The sequence below is a fragment of the Bradyrhizobium sp. UFLA03-84 genome, assembly GCF_002289535.1.
In the GTDB taxonomy this organism is placed as follows: Bacteria; Pseudomonadota; Alphaproteobacteria; order Rhizobiales; family Xanthobacteraceae; genus Bradyrhizobium; species Bradyrhizobium viridifuturi.
The window spans coordinates 39,782-57,570 of record NZ_NSJY01000012.1 but is presented as its reverse complement, the minus strand read 5'-3'; the positions used below and the strand labels follow the sequence as shown (position 1 = coordinate 57,570).

The following is a 17,789-nucleotide window of genomic DNA, read 5'->3' as shown; positions in this document are numbered from 1 at the left end:
CTGACACTCTCGGGGCATGTCGCATTCCACCGTGGTGCCGCCGGCGCCTGCCTCACACGTTATTGGCGCAGATCAACGCGTTGAGTGGTAGGAAGTCTGGCTAAATCAGCCAGCGTGTTTTGATCGCAAGCATCCAGATCACCCTAAGCCATATTGACGATCTGCTCAAGCCGCGCGACCTCGCCTCGCAAAATCTCAATAGCCGCGTCGCGAGTCCGAATAGCATCGAGCCCTGCAGCTCGATCAGCTTCTGACGCCAACAGTGCCTGTTGCAGCTGCGCTTTCATTGGATCGGCCAGCAGCACATTTTCGGCAAAGCTGGGGGCGGGCAGATCTTGCGCCTGCACCACGGACATGTCGCACGTGGCACGAACGTTCTCTGGAAGCTGCCGAGCAGTGTGGACTTGCTCGGATTGATACGGCCCGGACGATGCTGCCGCCTTGCCAGCTCGTAAATCCCACCAGGTTTGGAATATCTGTCGATAGAGTTCAGTTAGATGAGGTCCCCTATCGACAACTCCGGCTTGCTGTGCAAGCAGCAGGTCCTCCTCATAGCCGAGTTCTGTCAAAAGCTTGGTGCCGACCAGATCGGTCACAGTTTGCATCTCTTCGACGCTTAGTTGGGATTGCCATGCCTTGATAGAGCTTTGATCGACCGCGTTTCGTTCCAGGATCTTTCGATCTCCGAAGCTGCTGGATCGAAGATAATCTACTTGTCCCATGCTCGCATATGCGGCGGCCGCCGGATCACAGCCGAGCCCCAATAGCAGGCGCCGAATCTCTTGGTCCGGATGCGCCACCACGAGTTCATATCGCACCAGCTGTGTCTGCGCGCGCGTGCGGTGCGCTGCCAGCCTGGGAAAGCCCAGAACCAAATCGGCGAGTGAAGATATGATGACATCGGGCAGCCGGAGCATGAGATCGGCGAGGCTGGAGACGCTGACCGAATAGGAGCTCTCGGCCCGAAGCGGGATGCCCCACGTGGATTTCAGTGAAGCCGCGATGGCAAAAGGATTGCGCAGCAAGAGGATGTGTGACGCTTCTGGATAGACACGTTCAAGGAATTCGAGCGCCGTCCAATAGCGTGGCGTTTTGTCTATGATGATCCGCTTGCCCGCTGCTGTCAGGTACTGACCGTATGCTGCATCGGCAAAAGCCCGGATCGCAATCGTCCGATCGATGCGTCCTAGGAATTCGGAGGTTGCGACCTCAATCAACGAGGGTCCTGCCGGGTGGCGTTGATCCACCCTTCCAAAAGCTTCAAGTGCCAACATCAACCAGGGTTCAGGCGGAGCCAGGACGTCTGGATGGCGTTGGAGCAGGTGCGCCAGGAGTGTCGTCCCGGCTCGCGGAAGTCCGAGGAGAAAGCAGACCGCAGGCGAACGGCCAGAAGCACAACTCATAATTCAGGTCCTCTCGAAGAGCGAGCCGCGTTCGATTGAGCGAAATAAAGCCGGCCCTAGCCTCAGTTGAGGCGGCCGCTCGTATACCAAGCGTTACTGCTACGAGGATTTCGGCTGCCACTCATGATTTGAGAGCCGTTAAGTTCAATCGGTTGGGCGGGGATCGCAGAAGCGTTTGACAGCTGTGATCGCCCCGATTGCTCGACAGTTAAGGCGAAGTCAAGGACCAGCGCAACTGCACGAAGATTTACTGCGCATATGGGAAAGATGGAATGAACTATACGGAAGTTTGCCGGGCAACGACCGCGGGGCATGGGGCGATATCAAATACAGTCGACGCGATTCTGCTTGCCAGCCCATTGAAGACGTAAATGCAACATGCACTTCCCTGGTGCTCGGCGTACACCGGAGAAGTTCGACATATAGAGCGGACAGGCCGGCGAGCGGAACAAAGAACGAGGGCATCTCAAATGGCAGATCGGATCAAATCTTTTCATCGCGCGATATCGGCCCCGGCGCAACTGCCGCTGCTCGGCCAACACAATGAGCGTTTTGCACGTCTACCAGCCTGCCCATCGCAAGTCCCACATCGGTCCGAACTGTACCAACTATCTGACTTGCTTGTTCTTGCGGCGTTGTCCCGATTTCTAATCCGCGCTAATGGAAGTCTGTAAAGGATGGAACCCTGGCCCACGATGCCGCCGGATTTACCGAGTCCAGCAACCGCGCCTTATCGTATCTCCACTGACGGACAGGAGATATTCCGGCCGTTCATGTGGGAGATCAGATCGATCAGTGCCTGCCTCGAAGAACTCGCCAAATTTCGTGCCGATGTGCTTGGCATCACTGGGCCACAATGGATGATCCTGATGGCAGTGGACTATCTGGGCAGAGAAAAAGGTGTGTCCGTCAACCTGGTGTCACGCTTGATGCACGTCGATCCTTCCTTTGTCACGACCCACTCAAAAATCTTGGAGAAAAAGCGATTCTTGCTGCGCAAGCCATCCACAGCCGATGCGCGAGTAGTCCAGATGTCGCTGACTGCCAAAACGCGCAAGCATCTTGCAAGTTTGACGCCTCGAGAGGAAGCGCAGGATGTACAGGCTTTTGACGAATTCGGCCATGACGGATCAAGCGAGTTCATGGCCGGGCTGGCCGCAGTGAGGCATCGCTTGGAGAAGGCCCGCTCTGGAATCCAGAAGACCAAAACGAACAATCGTCAGAAATGAAGCTGGCCAATCATCGGACTCTCCCGGCTTTCGAATATTTCGTGACGCGGCGCGGTCGAAGGTGGTTATGGTCCCTTCACACCGCCGAAGGCTTGCAGGTGATGATGGGTTCAGCACGCAATCGCTCCGCCGCCGTCTATCAAGCCAACAGGGCGCTTTTTCAATTGCTGCTGAGCGCGCCCTATCGCTTGGGAGTTCAAGTTCACCAACAAGCTCCGCGGCCACCGCCTACGCCAAAGCTTTAGCCTAGCATGAGCTTCGACTGCGGCGGCGTGCGGGTCATGACTTGCAGCGATGCGGCTTGCTATTTGGAGCACTCCGTCTCGCCGTCACCGAGAACAATCGTAGCCCTTCAAAGCGATCCGCGGCATTCTACGATCCTTAACGGGAACGAGCGACCATCGAAACTGGAACAATTCGAAGCAGGACCGGTCGTAAGATTGTCTCATCGCTCTCGATCGTAAAGAGCAAAGCGGCCTTCGCGGCCTTACTGCTTTAACCTCAAAGATGACGAAGCACTGGAGCCCGTTCCACGAGAGTGACAAACCAAGCGCGTGAAAAGCTCTTTCCACAGCAATTGGCAGGCCCTGCAAAACAATTTTAACGGACGTAAAGGGCGGCCTGCGAGCCACCCTTTTGTGCCGGCTACCAGCGCTGCCAAGTAAGCTACCGCTGATGTCCGAGTCCTATTCCGAGATTTAATGCCTTCTGGCGCAACGCAGCGACGCTGCGTTTGGTCATTTTTGCAATTTTTATGACGGGAGTCCGAGCCTTCGAATGGACTTTGAGCTCTTTGATATCTGCCTTGGTCCACTCGCGCCGCTTAACGCGTTTCTTAGTTGCTTTTTTCACAGTGAATGCTCCTTTTGAGAGGATCGGCTTGTAACATAGTTTTTTCGGAGCGACGACCGTAAAAAAGAGGCAATCATAGGAACTCGCGCCATGATACGTATTCAGAAGACGAGGCACTCGACTATTGTAAACTTAGTATAGGTGCCGAGAGGCTTCGCCTGGTTATTCGAAGCTATGCCCGCAGACCAACATGTTGCTGGAAGGAAGCGAGCAAGCAGGGCATGGTAAGCTTAAACAAACTCCGAATCAGGCATGTTCGTGATTTGTATTAGGCGTGGAGGCTTAACGCTCGATGACCGTGACACATCGCAGCAATCCCTACCACGGTCGCCCACTAGCTTGGCGCGCTGCGCTGTCTAGACAGTCAGAGCCTTCTTGCGCTGGCGAGAACGCCGGATCGAATCTCCACTTCGCACCCGTCGTCCGGTCTCGGCTCAGAGTTGGAGGGACGAGTCTGTTGCTTTGAACGGCCAGCTTTCACCGCGCTTGACGCGGGGCGAGAAGGGCAATAGCTGCGATTGACTGCCCGCGATGATCTCTCATAGGGAGGCTTCGGCTGACATGAGGATGAGCGGCCACCGCTTCAGCCTTGATGGCGCGATCTTCCTCCAACTTTCGTCGCGAAGAAAGCGGCCACCTTATCGGGCCAAGGCGCGATATATGGCTTAACCTGCCCCATCCAAAGCTGACCGACGCCGACTTTTTCCCCGCCGCGAGGCCGGCCTCAAGCTTGCCGGACAAACGACCTTGCGGTGTCTCGATAGCCAGACGTGCTGCTGAATATTTGTTGCTGATCATGGCGCATTACTGCCCGAGGAATGGAAGCTCCTGGACGAGCCGACAAGCCCGCCGATCAGCAGGTCGCCTGACCTTCACGCAATGCCATCCATGGAGCTCGCCGTGCCCGCGTTCACGCGTCGATCAGGTGGTCTCGTCGTCTGCGTACTCAGTTCTTCAAGTGAGACACTATGATGCTTTGCGAACACACCGATTGCGGATTGTCGATCGGCGAGAAGCGCATTTACAGGCGCGCGCCCTGTTCAGCTGGAGCCGACACCAGCGCCTAGTCGGTCCCGCAGTGCCGGTCGACTGATGACAAGATCGGTGAGGTCCAGGTCCGGCCGTCTTGCTGCCAATCGTCTTACAAGTTCCCGAGTGCCGTCGACGACGAAGACGCCGCAGTCATAACCGTTCTGCTGCTGTCTTATCGGGGCCTGTTGCGGGTTAGCGTCGAGCCGTTCTGCGAGTTCCGCTGCGAGCCTGTCATTGTATCCTTGGGTGGAATCATAGTGATAGGCAATCGGCCGGCCCCAATTGCGGCGGTCAACCAGCAGCAGCGACCAGTGACTGCCGCGCTGATGTCTATCCGTATCGCTGGCATCGCTTACCGGGAGAAACAGGAAGTCGGCGGTATCATGGCGAATCCACCCTAATGCTCGTTCGGCGACCTCCTTGGAGGGGGATCGCAACATTTGGGCTATCAGGGGATCCACGAACCGCGTCCGAGCGGCGAGATCCGGATTGTTCTGCAACAATTCCTGCGCCAAGAGCTCATAGTCCCGCTGGATATGTTCGTCACCCAGCCATTGCGTGGGGCCCAGCACGGCGTCGCTGCGCGGGCCGGAAGAGGCAACGGTAGCCGAGGGGCCGATCTGAGCACCCGGGACGGGAGACGGGCGAGGATGATGGATGACCTGCGCACCGCGGCGTCCTAGCGGCCCCAATGGGATCGAGCGGGCCTTACCATTGACGGAGATCTGGGTTGGGTCGCTGAACTGGGTCGGCAGGACCCCGATGTTATCCAGGACATTGCGTAAGAAATCCGGCACCGGCTGGCGGCCATCCTGCCAATCCGCGTCGACTCGGTATCCGATGTCCTCAAGCTCCTGAGGTACGCCCGACCGCCCGACGACGAACGCGGGTTTACCGGCAGGGCTGAGCACCGGCGCTGACTGAGCATCGTCGCGCATCTGCTGCGGCGTGTACGGCAGATCAACGAAAGACTGAAGACCGCGGAAGGTATCTGCCGGCCGAGCTGGCGCGTCCGATGGTCTGGTGAAGAGCGGCGGCCTGGCGGCAGCCCCGCCCGCCGGCGCTGACTGAGCATCGTCAAGCATCTGCTGCGGCGTGTACGGCAGATCAACGAAAGACCGAAGACCGCGGAAGGTGTCTGCCGACTGAGCTGGCCCGCCCGATGGTTCGGTGAAGAGCGGCGGCCTGGCGGCAGCCCCGCCCGCCGGCGCTGACTGAGCATCGTCAACCATCTGCTGCGGCGTGTACGGCAGATCAACGAAAGACCGAAGACTTCGGAAGGTGTCTGCCGACCGAGCTGGCGCGTCCGATGGTTTGGTGAAGAGCGGCGGCTTGGCGGCAGCCGCGCCCGCCTGCGCTGAGTGAGCATCGTCAAGCATCTGCTGCGGCGTGTACGGCAGATCAACGAAAGACCGAAGACCGCGGAAGGTGTCTGCCGACTGAGCTGGCCCGCCCGATGGTCCGGTGAAGAGCGGCGGTTTGGCGGCAGCCCCACCCACCGGCGCTGACTGAGCATCGTCTCTCACTTCCGGCAAAGTGTACGACAGGTCGACGAAAGAGTCGATGCCTCGGTAGATCGCCGACGACCCCTCTGGTACCGCTTCCGGCGTCGGCCACTCAAAATCGTGCGGCAGGCGCGGCGACCACGTTAAGCTCGACTCCTCGCGCCGCGGCTCCCCGCTGGCCTGCTCAGGGGAGACGCCCAGCGCTGCGTTCGCCTCGACGAGCCTTAGGTAGCTCCGAAGACGATCGAAGCCCATGTCAGCGTTTCGGCTGGCTTTTTTAAAGTCCGTGTGATCGTCGTTCAACGACTTTTGCTGCTCACTGGTGCCGGTGAGCCGGCTTACTATGCTCCCTCGCCCGTTCCCCTGGAGCCAAGCGCCGAATCTGCGTTGGTTGCCGGCCAGATTTTGAACAACTTTTCTCCGGCTCGTATCCTCCGGTTTGAGCAGGCTCAGCTCTGCCTTTTCCAGGCTATCGATGATGCGGGCGTCATCGGGATAAAGATGCAATGTGGGCGACCGGACAGCATGACCGCGGGGTTTCCGAGACGCTCGCGCTCCGGAAACGTGCTCGGCATCGCTGACCTTGCCTAACGCGAACAATAGATGCTCGTCCTTCGGGAACAACTTCTGGGCAAATTCAATGCGCGCAGCGTGGTCCAATCCGGATATCGAGTAGCCCGCAGATTTAAGGGCGTTAGAAAATCTGCGAAGACTACGATCATGGCGAGCAGCGCTGCCCGACGTCATGCCGCTGGCGTTAAGCCGCTCTGAGAGGGGCGCGTCCTCCGCTGAGGGGATCGTTCGCGGCCGCCCGCCAGAAGCTACATAGCTCGGATCATGATACGAACGAAGGATATTCACCCCCTTCTTCATGTCTTCGTCCTTTGGGAAGTAAGTCTTGACTTGACGGACCAGGGACTCGTGGTCCCCCAGAACAATCGTTAGGCGATGAGCGCCAAGATGATTTCCAAGTCGGCGAAGCGCCTGAGTATAGCGCTTAACCGTCTTCAGGTTCGGCTTTTTCTGATCCGCATATTGGGCAATCGCTTTATCGATAATGTCCCGATGTTCTGCAGAGAGATGAGGATGGTGGTTGCGGCCGCCACCAGAGACAAGACCCGGATCGGGTGGGCGCGCCTCGGCCAAGTGCTGCTCAAAGCCCGCTTGCCCGGCATGGCCGCCCTGATGCTCTTCCAAGACGGGGTGCTGCACCTGGGACCAAGCGGATACATTGGATGGATCGGAATTATACGGGTCCACGCCAGCCTCACGTCCACGAACTCAATTGAGCTGATCCTATCTGGATAGGCTTTCCAGAAGCTGACGAGGCCGTCGCTTGCGGAACAATGCATCGCCACATCCGCAAAATGAAACCGCCCCCAAGGCTCTCGATCGTCGCACCCTTCATGGGTTTCAGGACCTACCTTTCGCCGCCAGGATCTCACGCTGATAGGCGAGGCTCGCGCTGTAGGCGCTGTCAACCTCGGTTCCCGGCAACGTCGTGATGGCAAAGCGCATCATGATCAAATTGGCGCAGATCACGACCGAAAAGAAAGCGAGCATGGTGATCAGGACAAAGCGTCCGGTGATGGGCCGCGCGACTGGATTTGATGCGGTCATTGGTAAGATCCCGTCGGTAATCTTAGGGGACGACGAAGTGGTCCGTTGCGGAGGCGACCTCACCGAGGCCGATGTCGGTGACCCGAAATGTGACCGGCATCGACCGTTCCGACGTGTCGTCGGCCGGCGCGGTCACCAATAGCCGCAGTTCTGTCGTAGTATCGCGAGCCAAGACAATCGTCGGTCGTTCCACGGTCACAGAATCTACGCCGACGACGTGCACGGACGTTTGAGGTGGCCCATCGATGTGGATCGCTATGACGCGGTCGAAGCCGCGCTTGTTAAGCAAGCGTACCGTGTAGCCGTTGCGAATCGAACCATCGCTGAGCCTGACCGCCATCGGATTACGATCGTGCAGCACGTTGACGTCGAGCAGTGTTCTGGACAACAACCCATAAAGCATCATCGCACAGACGACCGAGATCAAAGACGCATATACGATCGTCCGCGGGCGCACCGGCTTGAAGAGCTCCGACTTGCCTTCCATGCGGCGCCTGATATTGATGTCGTTGTCGCAACCAATCAGGCGACCTGCGCGCCCGATCCTCTTCATGACGGCATCGCAGGCGTCGATGCATAGGCCGCACTGGATGCAGCCGAGCTGGGCGCCGTTGCGAATATCGACGCCGGTCGGACAGACCGCCGCGCATTGATTGCAGTCGATGCAGTCTCCGATCTTTTCACCGCGCGCGCAGATCGAATGACCTCTTCAATGAGCAGCGCTGTTCGCCGCGATCGTATTTGTATGTGACATTGAGTGCCCACTCATCGGTGAGCGCGGCCTGGATGCGCGGCCAAGGGCACATATACACGCAAACCTGTTCGCGCATGTAGCCGGCCAACAAGTATGTCGTAACGGTCAGGATCCCGATCCAGATATAGGCGATCGCGGGCGCCTGGAACGTCGCCAGATCGCGCACCAATGTATGCGCATCGACAAAGTAGAGCACCAAGGCACCACCGGTCCACCAAGCGATCATCAGCCAGACCACGTGCTTTAGCACGCGCTTTGCCGCCCGCTCCACTGTCATCGGGCGTGCAGCAGCCCTCAGCCGGTCGCGACGGTCGCCCTCGACCCAACGCTCTACCGCATAGAACAGGTCGGTCCATGCCGTTGCGGACAGAGATAGCCGCACCAAATACGTCCGCCCAGAGCGTTCATCAAGAATAGTGCCAGCGCCGCAAGCACGAGCAGCCCGGTGACGTAATAAAGCTCCTGCGGCCACAGCTCGATGAAGAAAAAGTAGAACCGCCGGTTCGGAAAATCGAGCAACACCGCCTGGTCGGGGGCCACCAAGCCACGACGCCAACGCACGAACGGCAGCAAATAGTAGATGCCGAGACACACCACCATCAGCCGCCATTTGATGGTGCGGAAAGTGCCGCAGACGCTCTGCGGATGGACTTTCTTATGAGCTGTATAGAGAGGCCCATCTTCGCCGATCGGCGGGTCATCGCGCGGACCAGTCTTGTTCAGGGCTAGCTTCATGGCCGACCTTACATCTGGCACGGGTGACTGACTTAGAGCCTCGTCTATGGGCCGGTGGCTTCTCGGCTCATCTCACCTATTGTCTACCACCGAGCGAGTGCACATGGACCGCAAGCGCCTTGATCGTGATGGGATCGAACCGCCCGCTCCAGGCCGGCATGATGCCCGCGCGGCCATAACTGATCGTCTCGATCAGCGTCTCCTCGTCCGAGCCGTACAACCAAATGTGGTCCGTCAGATTCGGCGCGCCGAGCCCTGGTTGCCTTTGGCATTCTCGCCATGGCAGGCCGCACAATTGTCGGCAAAGATCCTTGCGCCGGCCGCGGCATCGAAAGTGACGACTGTTGACAGGCCAGACAGCGATCGCACGTAATTCGCTACCGTGGTGATCTCATCTTTCCTGAGGATGCCGTCGCGGCCGAAGGCCAGCATTTGCCCCTCATGGGCCTGGGCATGGCCGGACCGTGCGCCGAACTGGATGGTCTGCTGGATCTGATCGAGCGATCCGCCCCACAACCAGTCATCGTCGTTGAGATTGGGATAACCCTTGGCACCTGCGCCGCCGCTGCCATGGCATGGCGCGCAATTGTCTGCGAACACCGTCTTGCCCCGGGCACGGGCCAGTGCCAGCAGGGCCGGGTCCGTCTCGATCTCTGTCAGAGACACTTTGCCGAGAACTGCCATCTTCTCCCCCCGCAGCTTCTCGCCCGGCAAGATCATTGGCGACGCTCGCGCGGGCCGAATAATGAAATACGCCGGTCGTGTAGCTAGAGAGGAGCGGCCAGGCCGGATAGACGACCCAATAGGCGATCGCCCAAAGAACGGTGGCCTAGAAGGTCGAGATCCACCAGCGCGGCAGCGGCGTGTTGAGCTCTTTTATGCCATCCCATTCGTGCCCCGTCGTGGAGCGGCCGGAAATCTGATCGAAGTCGCGGTCAGTCATGGTCTGTCAATCCCGGCACAGCGGCAAGCGCGCCGCAGAGTCAAAACGCCGCTAATTGCCAGGCCACAGCGCATAAACAACAATGGCCATGAAGATGCCGACAAACAACGGCGTCCAGAGACTTACGACGAAGCTTGACGCCAGGTTCTCGACGGCTTTCATCACACGATCCTTCAGCGCAGATTGGCTTTTTCGTCGTAGAGCTTGAAATCGATCAGCGTTCCGAGCATCTGCAGGTAGGCGATGAGCGCATCGAGTTCGGTCGGATTGCCAACGCTTCCGTCGAAATTGCGCACAGCCGCCTTCGGATAGCGCTTCTGGAACGAGGCTCGGTCCGCGCTGTCAGGATCGAGCTGGGTCTTCAAGTCAGTGACCGCGTTCTTGATCTGATCTTCGGTATAGGGCACACCGACCGCCCGGTTGGTGCGCAGATGTGCGGCCATGTCGGTCAGGTCGAGCTCGGTGTGCGCCAGCCTCGAGTATCCGGGCATGACCGACCGCGGGACGATGGCCCGCGGATTGGTCAGATGCGTGACGTGCCATTCATCGGAATATTTCGCGCCGACGCGTGCGAGGTCCGGGCCGGTACGCTTCGAGCCCCATTGAAACGGGTGATCATACATGCTCTCGGCGGCCAGCGAGTAATGTCCGTAGCGCTCGACCTCGTCACGCAATGGCCGGATCATCTGCGAGTGACAAACATAGCAGCCTTCGCGGCACGTAGATGTTGCGGCCTGCAAGCTCAAGCGGGGTATATGGTCGTACGCCCTCCACGACCTCGATCGTACTCTTGAGGTAGAACAGCGGCGTGATCTCGACCAGTCCCCCAATCGCGATCACGGCAAGGATGCTGCGATCAGGATGATCGAGTTCTTCTCAAAGATCTTGTGTCGGTTCCAAAGAGACATGCGATGGCCTATTCCGCGACTTGGAGCGCTCCAGTGTCCTTGATTTGATCGGCCTGCTTTGCTTCACGGTCATTCAGAGATTGGCGGCCATGATCAGCGCACCAATCAGGAACATTGCGCCGCCCGCGGCGCGAATGATGTAGAAGGGATGCATAGCCTCGACCGACTCAATGAAGGAGTATTCGAGGAAACCTAGCGGGGTATAGGCGCGCCACATCAGGCCTTGCAGGACACCAGACACCTACATCGCCGAGATGTAGAGCACGATCCCGATCGAGGCGATCCAGAAGTGCCAGTTGACGAGCTTGAGGCTGTACAGCTCGCGATTCCAAAGCCAGGGAATCAGGCAATAGAGCGCACCGAACGACACAAAGCCTACCCAACCCAGCGCGCCGGAATGCACGTGGCCGACGGTCCAGTCGGTGTAATGACTGAGCGAATTGACGACCTTGATTGCCATGGTCGGCCCCTCAAACGTCGACATGCCATAAAAGGCAACGGAGACCACGAGCATGCGGAGCACCGGGTCTGTGCGCAGCTTGTCCCACGCACCCGAGAGCGTCATCAGGCCGTTGATCATGCCACCCCATGAAGGCATCCACAGCATGATCGAGAACGTCATGCCCAGAGTCTGCGTCCAATCGGGCAGCGCGGTGTAATGTAGATGGTGAGGGCCCGCCCAGATGTAGAGGAAGATCAGCGCCCAGAAGTGAATGATCGAGAGGCGGTAGGAATAGACCGGGCGCTCGGCTCTCTTCGGAATGAAGTAGTACATGATCGCCAGAAAGCCGGCGGTCAGGAAGAAACCGACCGCGTTGTGACCGTACCACCACTGAAACATGGCGTCCTGCACACCGCCCCGGGCGATTAGGATTTCGAACCGAACACGGAGACCGGTAATGCGGGATTGTTGCCGAGGTGGAGCACCGCAATGGTGACGATAAAAGCGAGATAGAACCAGTTGGCGACGAAAATGTGCGGCTCTTTCCTTTTCACCAATGTCGCCAGGAACACGATGAGATAAGTGACCCAGACGATGGTGAGCCAGAGATCGGCGTACCATTCGGGCTCGGCGTATTCCTTTGACTGGGTGGCGCCGAACAGGTAGCCGGTGCCTGCGATCAGGATGAAAAAATTATAGCCAACTACCACGAACCATGGCGCAAGATCGCCGGCGAGGCGCGTGCGGCAGGTCTTCTGCACGACGTAGAAGGAGGTCGCGATAAGCACGTTTCCGCCAAACGCAAAGATCACGGCCGACGTGTGCAGCGGGCGGAGTCGGCCGAAGCTCGTCCAAGGCAGATCGAAATTCAGTGCGGGCCACGCAAGTTGCGAGGCGATAAAAACGCCGACTGAAACGCCTGCGATACCCCAGAACATCGCCATCACTGAGGCAACTTTGATCGGAGCGAGATTGTAATTCGGCCGGCCTTTGATCTGCGCCGGCGGCAATTGCGCCGGGCGTTCATAGTAGCGATTGAGGATACGCTTGCGGCGGCCAGGCTGGCGGCGGAAGCGAGCAATGCGTGGAAGCTAAATGCAGAATCGTGCCCCATCGCCCCTGCGAAATAGCAAACGAAGGCAGAAACGGCGAATACCGACATCAGGCCTGCTTCACCCATGGTCATGGATTTCGCGGTGAGGGGTGGGCTTGGCATGTCTTGGCCTCTTTGAAAACGGATTGCCAGGAGATCACATTTCGGGGGGACGGGTTGATCGAGCGCGATCAATCGCCAAAATGCTGCGGAGTGCCGCCGATCTCACGCGCGAGCGCGCGCAGAGTATGTTCGTTGGGACAACCTTTGAGGGGATTTACAGGCTTATACCGTTCGAGGTCGGCCGCGCAGCGGATCCTGGTCTGACACAGGCCGCATACCCGCTGCAAATCGCGCAACACGTCTCCATAGCGGGCGGCCAGCGCATTCTCGGAGAAGCCTGCAAGTGCGAGGCGCTTGCTTAAGAGTTCAGGAGAGCCCGCACTTAGCGCCATCTTTCGAAAGTCGGGCGTCGACAGATTAAGTTCACGTGCGATCGCGTCGATGTCCTGCGCGCTCAAATAGGCCAATTCGGCGGTCCGGGACAGCTTCGCTCGGAATCGGGTGAGCAGATACTTGAACCCCCAAGGGCGACGGACATATCCAGATTGGCCAACCATGTGTCATCCCCTCAGAGCAACCATAGCCGCCCGCGGCAGACTTGTTTTTGACATCCATCAAATAAGGCTCGTCTGTGGGAGAAAATCGGCGGAGCGGAGGATGTCGCGGACAAGAGGGCCCGGCTGCTCAATTGGCGGCAGCATCGCGATGCTGTTGCCTCGATCGCCGCTCGGGAAGACGTTTTGCAAGTCTGGTGCCCGGATTCGCGGAGTGTCTATACGATCAAAATTCGTATACCTCCCTCGCCGAGCTCGGGTTAGCCACCCCATGCCGGGGGCAATGCAAGCGGGGTTCGAAGCTCCATCGCATCGGCGAAGATGGTCCAATCGCGGACACCTTTTTGCTTGCAGAAATCAGTTTCTGCCTGCTGTGCAGCAGCACTCAGCGAGGGCGCATCCACCCGGAACGCTGCCTGACAGGCACGATGCTCGTGGCCGGTATCGTCACAAACGGTCTTGATGAACCGAACGTTAAATGAAGGCATGACACCCCCTGTTCCTGTGCGTTTCCTCATGTTGCATTCTGCCAGCCGCACCAGGCGAGTATGTGATTTGTCTCAAGCAGCACCGAAAAAGATTCTCGCTCCATCGAGATAAGGTCGAGACTTGGGCAGGTGATATGAGTGCTCTTTCGTCCGAAGAAGCTCCAAATCAACAAGCGTCGGTTTGGCGGATCACATCTGGTTGAGGTCGCTCAGGAACCACAGCTCTCGTCTTCCCGTGCGTTGGGCCGGCAGAGTTGAGGCGCGGATCCAGAATATTCTCATGAGACGGTTGGGCAGATGGCGATGATCGATCGATCCCAACTTCAATCGCCGAGAATGTGGGAGCTTGTGCCGCCGCGAAACTTGCACGGTACTTGGTCGTCTCGCAAGGCATTCCCGACCGCTCCGCCTGATTGCGAGGCAGCGCGGGCAAAGGTATTTTCGACCGGAACCGGCGGCCGAAGATTACCGGCGGCGGCTAGAACTGCTCGCGCGTGGGCAAATGAGGCAAAGCGGCTTGATCTCGCTCGTGATGGTCCATCCTATCGCAGCAACCGCAAAGCCGATGATCAGGCTGGCCGCAGCCAAGGTTTCGATAAGCCCAAGCTTAAAGACTTCCGCGCCATACCCGATAACTACGATCAGCGCGGGCAAGACCAACGACAATGTGAGGCGAGCAATCAACTTACCATCTCCTTCGACTCTCGCAGCTCAGTGACACGCGCTCGTCATGACGCAATGCGCGTGCGCTGAGCAGCCTGAACATTTGCACATTGCGCGTCCTAGATTTTGATTTTCGTCAAACCCGCTACATGCTGGCGTATTGTGTGATCGATGCGCGCCTCCGCCGGATGACCCGGTTTGCTACGTGTTACCGGCAACGCACCGACAGTTGCCACTCGCCCTTGACCCGTTCTGGACGTGCATCAGCTTCTTTTTGACCTGCATCAATACAGCGGTTCCGGCTTGAGATAGAAAGGACGTACCAGTCAAGCTCAGACACGTGGCAGATTGAAAGACTTGGCGCCCTATCATCTTTTCGCCTACAAATACTGGCAAGTCGGCTCAAGGACTGCCGGACGCACCCGAGCGAAGTGCACCCGGTCGCCTGCGCCGCGTGTGATGCTGGCCACTTCATCGACCCGCGGATCGGTACGATGCTCTGGCCGAGCGCAGCTGGTCCATCTGAATGCCATCGAGCGAATTCGGGCGTCATACCGTTCCCGCACGGACACGCCGCCTGGCTCGCAAGAGCACGTTCGACGGCATCAAGAGTCCACGCCCCACGCTGACTTCGTGGGACGGGGAAACGTCCGACCGACAAAGGATGTTCGACATGACAGACCACGGCGACAATTGTCCCGCCGCGGCCACGCTGGCGGGAACTGCAGTCCACTCCAGCTGCTGTCCAACAGAATTCAATAACAACCGGCGCTGGCTCGAACGGGTCCGGTTTGACTCGACCGGATTCCGGGAACTGCTTCGCAACCCTCATACCTCGGTTGGCGATCGGATCACGTCCCAGCACGATCCGATCGGCGGTTGCTACGTCTCAAAGCATCCGGACCATAACTGGCTTGATCGAGACCATGCGCCGCTTGGGCGAGATCAGGCTGAGCTTGTTGGCGCAGCGGCCGAGCGATTTCGGCGCTAGTATTCGGAAGGTTACCTGATTTTGTCAGTCGGCGGCGATGAACACCGTCCAGGGTCTATTGGCAAACTGACCTGGGAGCGAATTGAAACGGCGCCCTTTGACCGGGAGCTGGAGATCGCGGTGATCGAGGGTCATGCCATTCACCGGCTGGTCTTTCCTTGTCGACGGATCTTCGGCGGCTGGATCAAGGCTATGACCGGAGAGCACGTCGCTGTACAGCCGACGCACTGGCGCATCTGGCCGAGATAGCGGCGCCGCCCTGCACAATAGGTAGCGCAACGAAACGCAGCTGCATCCGGCCTCCTCACATAGACAAGCTACGTACACTCGATCGAACGAGAGGGTCTGCCCGGAAACATGTCCGACCACATTTGGTACCACTATGTCACAGCCGCGGCGGCCGCCGCGCTGGCGGTCGTGCTTCGTGCGGCGCTGGATCCGTATCTTCAGGACCGCACGGCCACGATCATCTACCTTCCAGTCATCGTTTTTGCCGCTTTCGCTGGTGGCCGCGGACCGGCCATCTTCGCCACGCTGCTCTGCCTCATCATTAGCGCGGCATGTCTTGGGAACAACCTCATCTCCGATTCCGCAAACATGATCGATATAGCCGGACTCGCGATAGTTGGCCCCCTGCTCGGCTTCATGGGCGATCGGCTGCGGCGAGAATCAGAGCAGGCACGGTACCGGCAAGCCCATCTGCAGTCGATCCTGGACACCGTGCCGGAAGCCATGATCGTGATTGACGAGAGAGGAATCATCCGCTCGTTCAGTGCCGCGGCGGTGCGTTTATTCGGTTGGTCTCCGGACGAAGTGGTCGGAGCGAATGTATCCGGGTTAATGCCGCAACCCTACCGCGCCGAGCATGACCGCTACATTGAACGCTATCTGACTACCGGAGAGCGGCGCATTATGGGCCTCGGCCGTATCGTGGTCGGCGAGCGAAGCGACGGCTCGACCTTTCCGATGGAGCTTGCCGTCGGTGAGGGCAAAGTGCGCGGCGAACGATTCTTTACCGGCTTCATCCGAGACCTCACCGAACGGCGAGCGCAAGAACGCCGATTGCAGGAACTACAATCTGAGCTCGTACACGTCTCGCGGTTGACCGCCATGGGAGAGATGGCCTCGTCTATTGCCCACGAGATCAACCAACCGCTCTCCGCAATCACAAACTACATGCGCGGCGCCAAGACGCTGCTGGCATCAGACAAGCCGGACGCCAATCGTATTGCTGATGCCATCGAAAATGCCACCCAGCAAGCGCTGCGCGCCGGCGAAATCATCAAGCGCCTGCGGGAATTCGTCGCCAAAGGCGAGACGGAGCACACAATGGAGAATCCGCTCACTATGCTTGAAGAGGCGGTCGCTCTGGCCTTGCTCGGCGCCAAGGATCAAGGCGTGCGGGTGACGATCCACAGCGATCGCGATCTGCCATCGATGATCGTGGACAAGATCCAGATCCAGCAGGTCGCGCTGAACCTGATACGAAACGCGATCGAGGCGATGGCTTCCGGCCCGCGTCGCGAATTGACCGTCGGAGTTGCCAAAATCGACGGCCTCGCCAGGTTTACCGTCGCCGATACCGGTTCTGGCATCAGCCCTGATATCGCCGACCGCCTGTTCCAGCCCTTTGTCACGACCAAAGAGCATGGCATGGGTGTCGGACTATCAATCTGCCGGACGATCATCGAGTCCCATGGCGGCCACATCGCTGTAGAAGCCAATCCGGGCGGCGGCACGGTCTTTCAGTTTACCCTGCCATTTGCGGAGGCTGATGAAGAAGCATGACCATGCGGCGCGTTCTTGTGATCGACGATGACGCCGCGATGCGGGACTCACTCGCGTTTCTGCTTGATGTTAAAGGCTTCTACGTGGCAACCTATGAGACGGCGAGCGGCTTTCTCAGTGACGCCGCGAGCGGTCCGGTTGACTGCATTGTGTCGGACATCCGCATGCCCGGCATGAGCGGCCTGGAACTGGTCCGCAAGCTGAAGGCCGATCGCGTCGACTGTCCCGTCATCCTGATAACTGGTCATGGCGACGTAACGCTGGCGGTCGAAGCGATGAAAGCGGGTGCGGTCGACTTCATCGAGAAGCCCTTCGAAGACGAGGTGCTATTCCGTGCGATCAATAGCGCCTTGGAAGCACGGCCAACCAGGCCAGCGGACGATACGGCGAAACTGCAGGCCGAAGCCCGCCTGGCAGACCTCTCATCGCGCGAGCGTGATGTCCTGCAGGGACTACTGGCCGGCAAGATCAACAAGGTGATCGCCCATGATCTTGGTATCAGCCCGAGAACGGTCGAGGTTTACCGGGCGAACGTCATGGCAAAGACCAATGTTCGCAGCATGTCCGAGTTGATGCGAATAGCTATCGCCGCCGGTCTCTAGCAACATCGCAAGCGACGGAATGCCCTATTCAAGCGACCGGCTGTCCGTTTCAACTGAGCAGATCGCGCCGAGAAGGTCATGTTGCTGATGCGGTGGAGCTTTAAATCGCCTGCGGATTCTTTGC

The 17,789-nt window shown here is 58.7% G+C and carries 12 protein-coding genes and 4 pseudogenes; 3 read left to right on the top strand and 13 right to left on the bottom strand.

The genetic code is table 11. The annotated features are described in order from the left end of the window. Positions 1-143 precede the first annotated feature (143 nt). Positions 144-1,403 carry a nodulation protein NoeE gene (noeE, locus tag CK489_RS13765; RefSeq protein ID WP_095732657.1) on the bottom strand — a complete coding sequence of 420 codons (1,260 nt, stop codon included), beginning with the start codon at positions 1,401-1,403 and terminating at the stop codon, positions 144-146. A 677-nt stretch (positions 1,404-2,080) separates the two neighbouring features. Here noeE and CK489_RS13760 point away from each other — a divergent pair. Beyond that, positions 2,081-2,632 carry a MarR family winged helix-turn-helix transcriptional regulator gene (locus CK489_RS13760; protein WP_244522121.1) on the top strand — a complete coding sequence of 184 codons (552 nt, stop codon included), beginning with the start codon at positions 2,081-2,083 and terminating at the stop codon, positions 2,630-2,632. Positions 2,633-3,298: 666 nt separating this feature from the next. Here the strand turns inward: CK489_RS13760 and CK489_RS13755 are convergent. The 12 genes and pseudogenes from CK489_RS13755 to CK489_RS42775 form a co-directional block, all read right to left on the bottom strand. After that, positions 3,299-3,484: a hypothetical protein gene (locus CK489_RS13755; RefSeq protein ID WP_083992266.1), complete on the bottom strand. Its 186-nt coding sequence runs from the start codon at positions 3,482-3,484 to the stop codon at positions 3,299-3,301. 1,040 nt (positions 3,485-4,524) lie between these two features. After that, entirely contained in the window at positions 4,525-7,218 is a 2,694-nt protein-coding gene (locus CK489_RS13750; RefSeq protein ID WP_245350367.1) for a Ulp1 family isopeptidase, read from the bottom strand. Between the two features lie 216 nt (positions 7,219-7,434). Then, on the bottom strand, positions 7,435-7,641 hold the full coding sequence (locus CK489_RS13740) for a FixH family protein (RefSeq protein ID WP_083992268.1): 207 nt from the start codon (positions 7,639-7,641) through the stop codon (positions 7,435-7,437). A gap of 22 nt (positions 7,642-7,663) precedes the next feature. Beyond that, positions 7,664-9,130: pseudogene (ccoG, locus tag CK489_RS13735) on the bottom strand (cytochrome c oxidase accessory protein CcoG). A gap of 76 nt (positions 9,131-9,206) precedes the next feature. Beyond that, positions 9,207-10,073, bottom strand: a pseudogene (ccoP, locus tag CK489_RS13730) (cytochrome-c oxidase, cbb3-type subunit III). A 51-nt stretch (positions 10,074-10,124) separates the two neighbouring features. After that, positions 10,125-10,235 carry a cbb3-type cytochrome c oxidase subunit 3 gene (locus tag CK489_RS13725; RefSeq protein WP_095732655.1) on the bottom strand — a complete coding sequence of 37 codons (111 nt, stop codon included), beginning with the start codon at positions 10,233-10,235 and terminating at the stop codon, positions 10,125-10,127. Positions 10,236-10,246: 11 nt separating this feature from the next. After that, positions 10,247-10,981: pseudogene (gene ccoO / locus CK489_RS13720) on the bottom strand (cytochrome-c oxidase, cbb3-type subunit II). An 8-nt stretch (positions 10,982-10,989) separates the two neighbouring features. Further along, positions 10,990-12,609: pseudogene (gene ccoN / locus CK489_RS13715) on the bottom strand (cytochrome-c oxidase, cbb3-type subunit I). A 98-nt stretch (positions 12,610-12,707) separates the two neighbouring features. Next, positions 12,708-13,136, bottom strand: a complete 429-nt coding sequence (locus CK489_RS40790; protein ID WP_143278153.1) for a hypothetical protein — start codon at positions 13,134-13,136, stop codon at positions 12,708-12,710. Between the two features lie 257 nt (positions 13,137-13,393). Then, positions 13,394-13,621 (bottom strand): LYR motif-containing protein, encoded by a 228-nt coding sequence (locus tag CK489_RS13705; RefSeq protein ID WP_083992269.1) that lies wholly within the window; start codon positions 13,619-13,621, stop codon positions 13,394-13,396. A 465-nt stretch (positions 13,622-14,086) separates the two neighbouring features. Beyond that, positions 14,087-14,305, bottom strand: a complete 219-nt coding sequence (locus CK489_RS13700) for a hypothetical protein (RefSeq protein WP_143278152.1) — start codon at positions 14,303-14,305, stop codon at positions 14,087-14,089. A 994-nt stretch (positions 14,306-15,299) separates the two neighbouring features. After that, positions 15,300-15,503, bottom strand: coding sequence for a hypothetical protein (locus CK489_RS42775; RefSeq protein WP_050626557.1), 204 nt, complete (start codon positions 15,501-15,503; stop codon positions 15,300-15,302). Between the two features lie 129 nt (positions 15,504-15,632). Here CK489_RS42775 and CK489_RS13690 point away from each other — a divergent pair, with 129 nt between their 5' ends. Together CK489_RS13690 and fixJ are read left to right on the top strand one after the other, a co-directional pair. Beyond that, on the top strand, positions 15,633-17,063 hold the full coding sequence (locus CK489_RS13690; RefSeq protein ID WP_050404867.1) for a PAS domain S-box protein: 1,431 nt from the start codon (positions 15,633-15,635) through the stop codon (positions 17,061-17,063). After that, the gene (gene fixJ / locus CK489_RS13685; protein ID WP_050404868.1) at positions 17,060-17,665 is read left to right on the top strand and encodes a response regulator FixJ; all 606 of its coding nucleotides are present in this window, start codon (positions 17,060-17,062) and stop codon (positions 17,663-17,665) included. Before CK489_RS13690 ends, fixJ begins: the two co-directional genes overlap by 4 nt. Positions 17,666-17,789 lie beyond the last annotated feature (124 nt).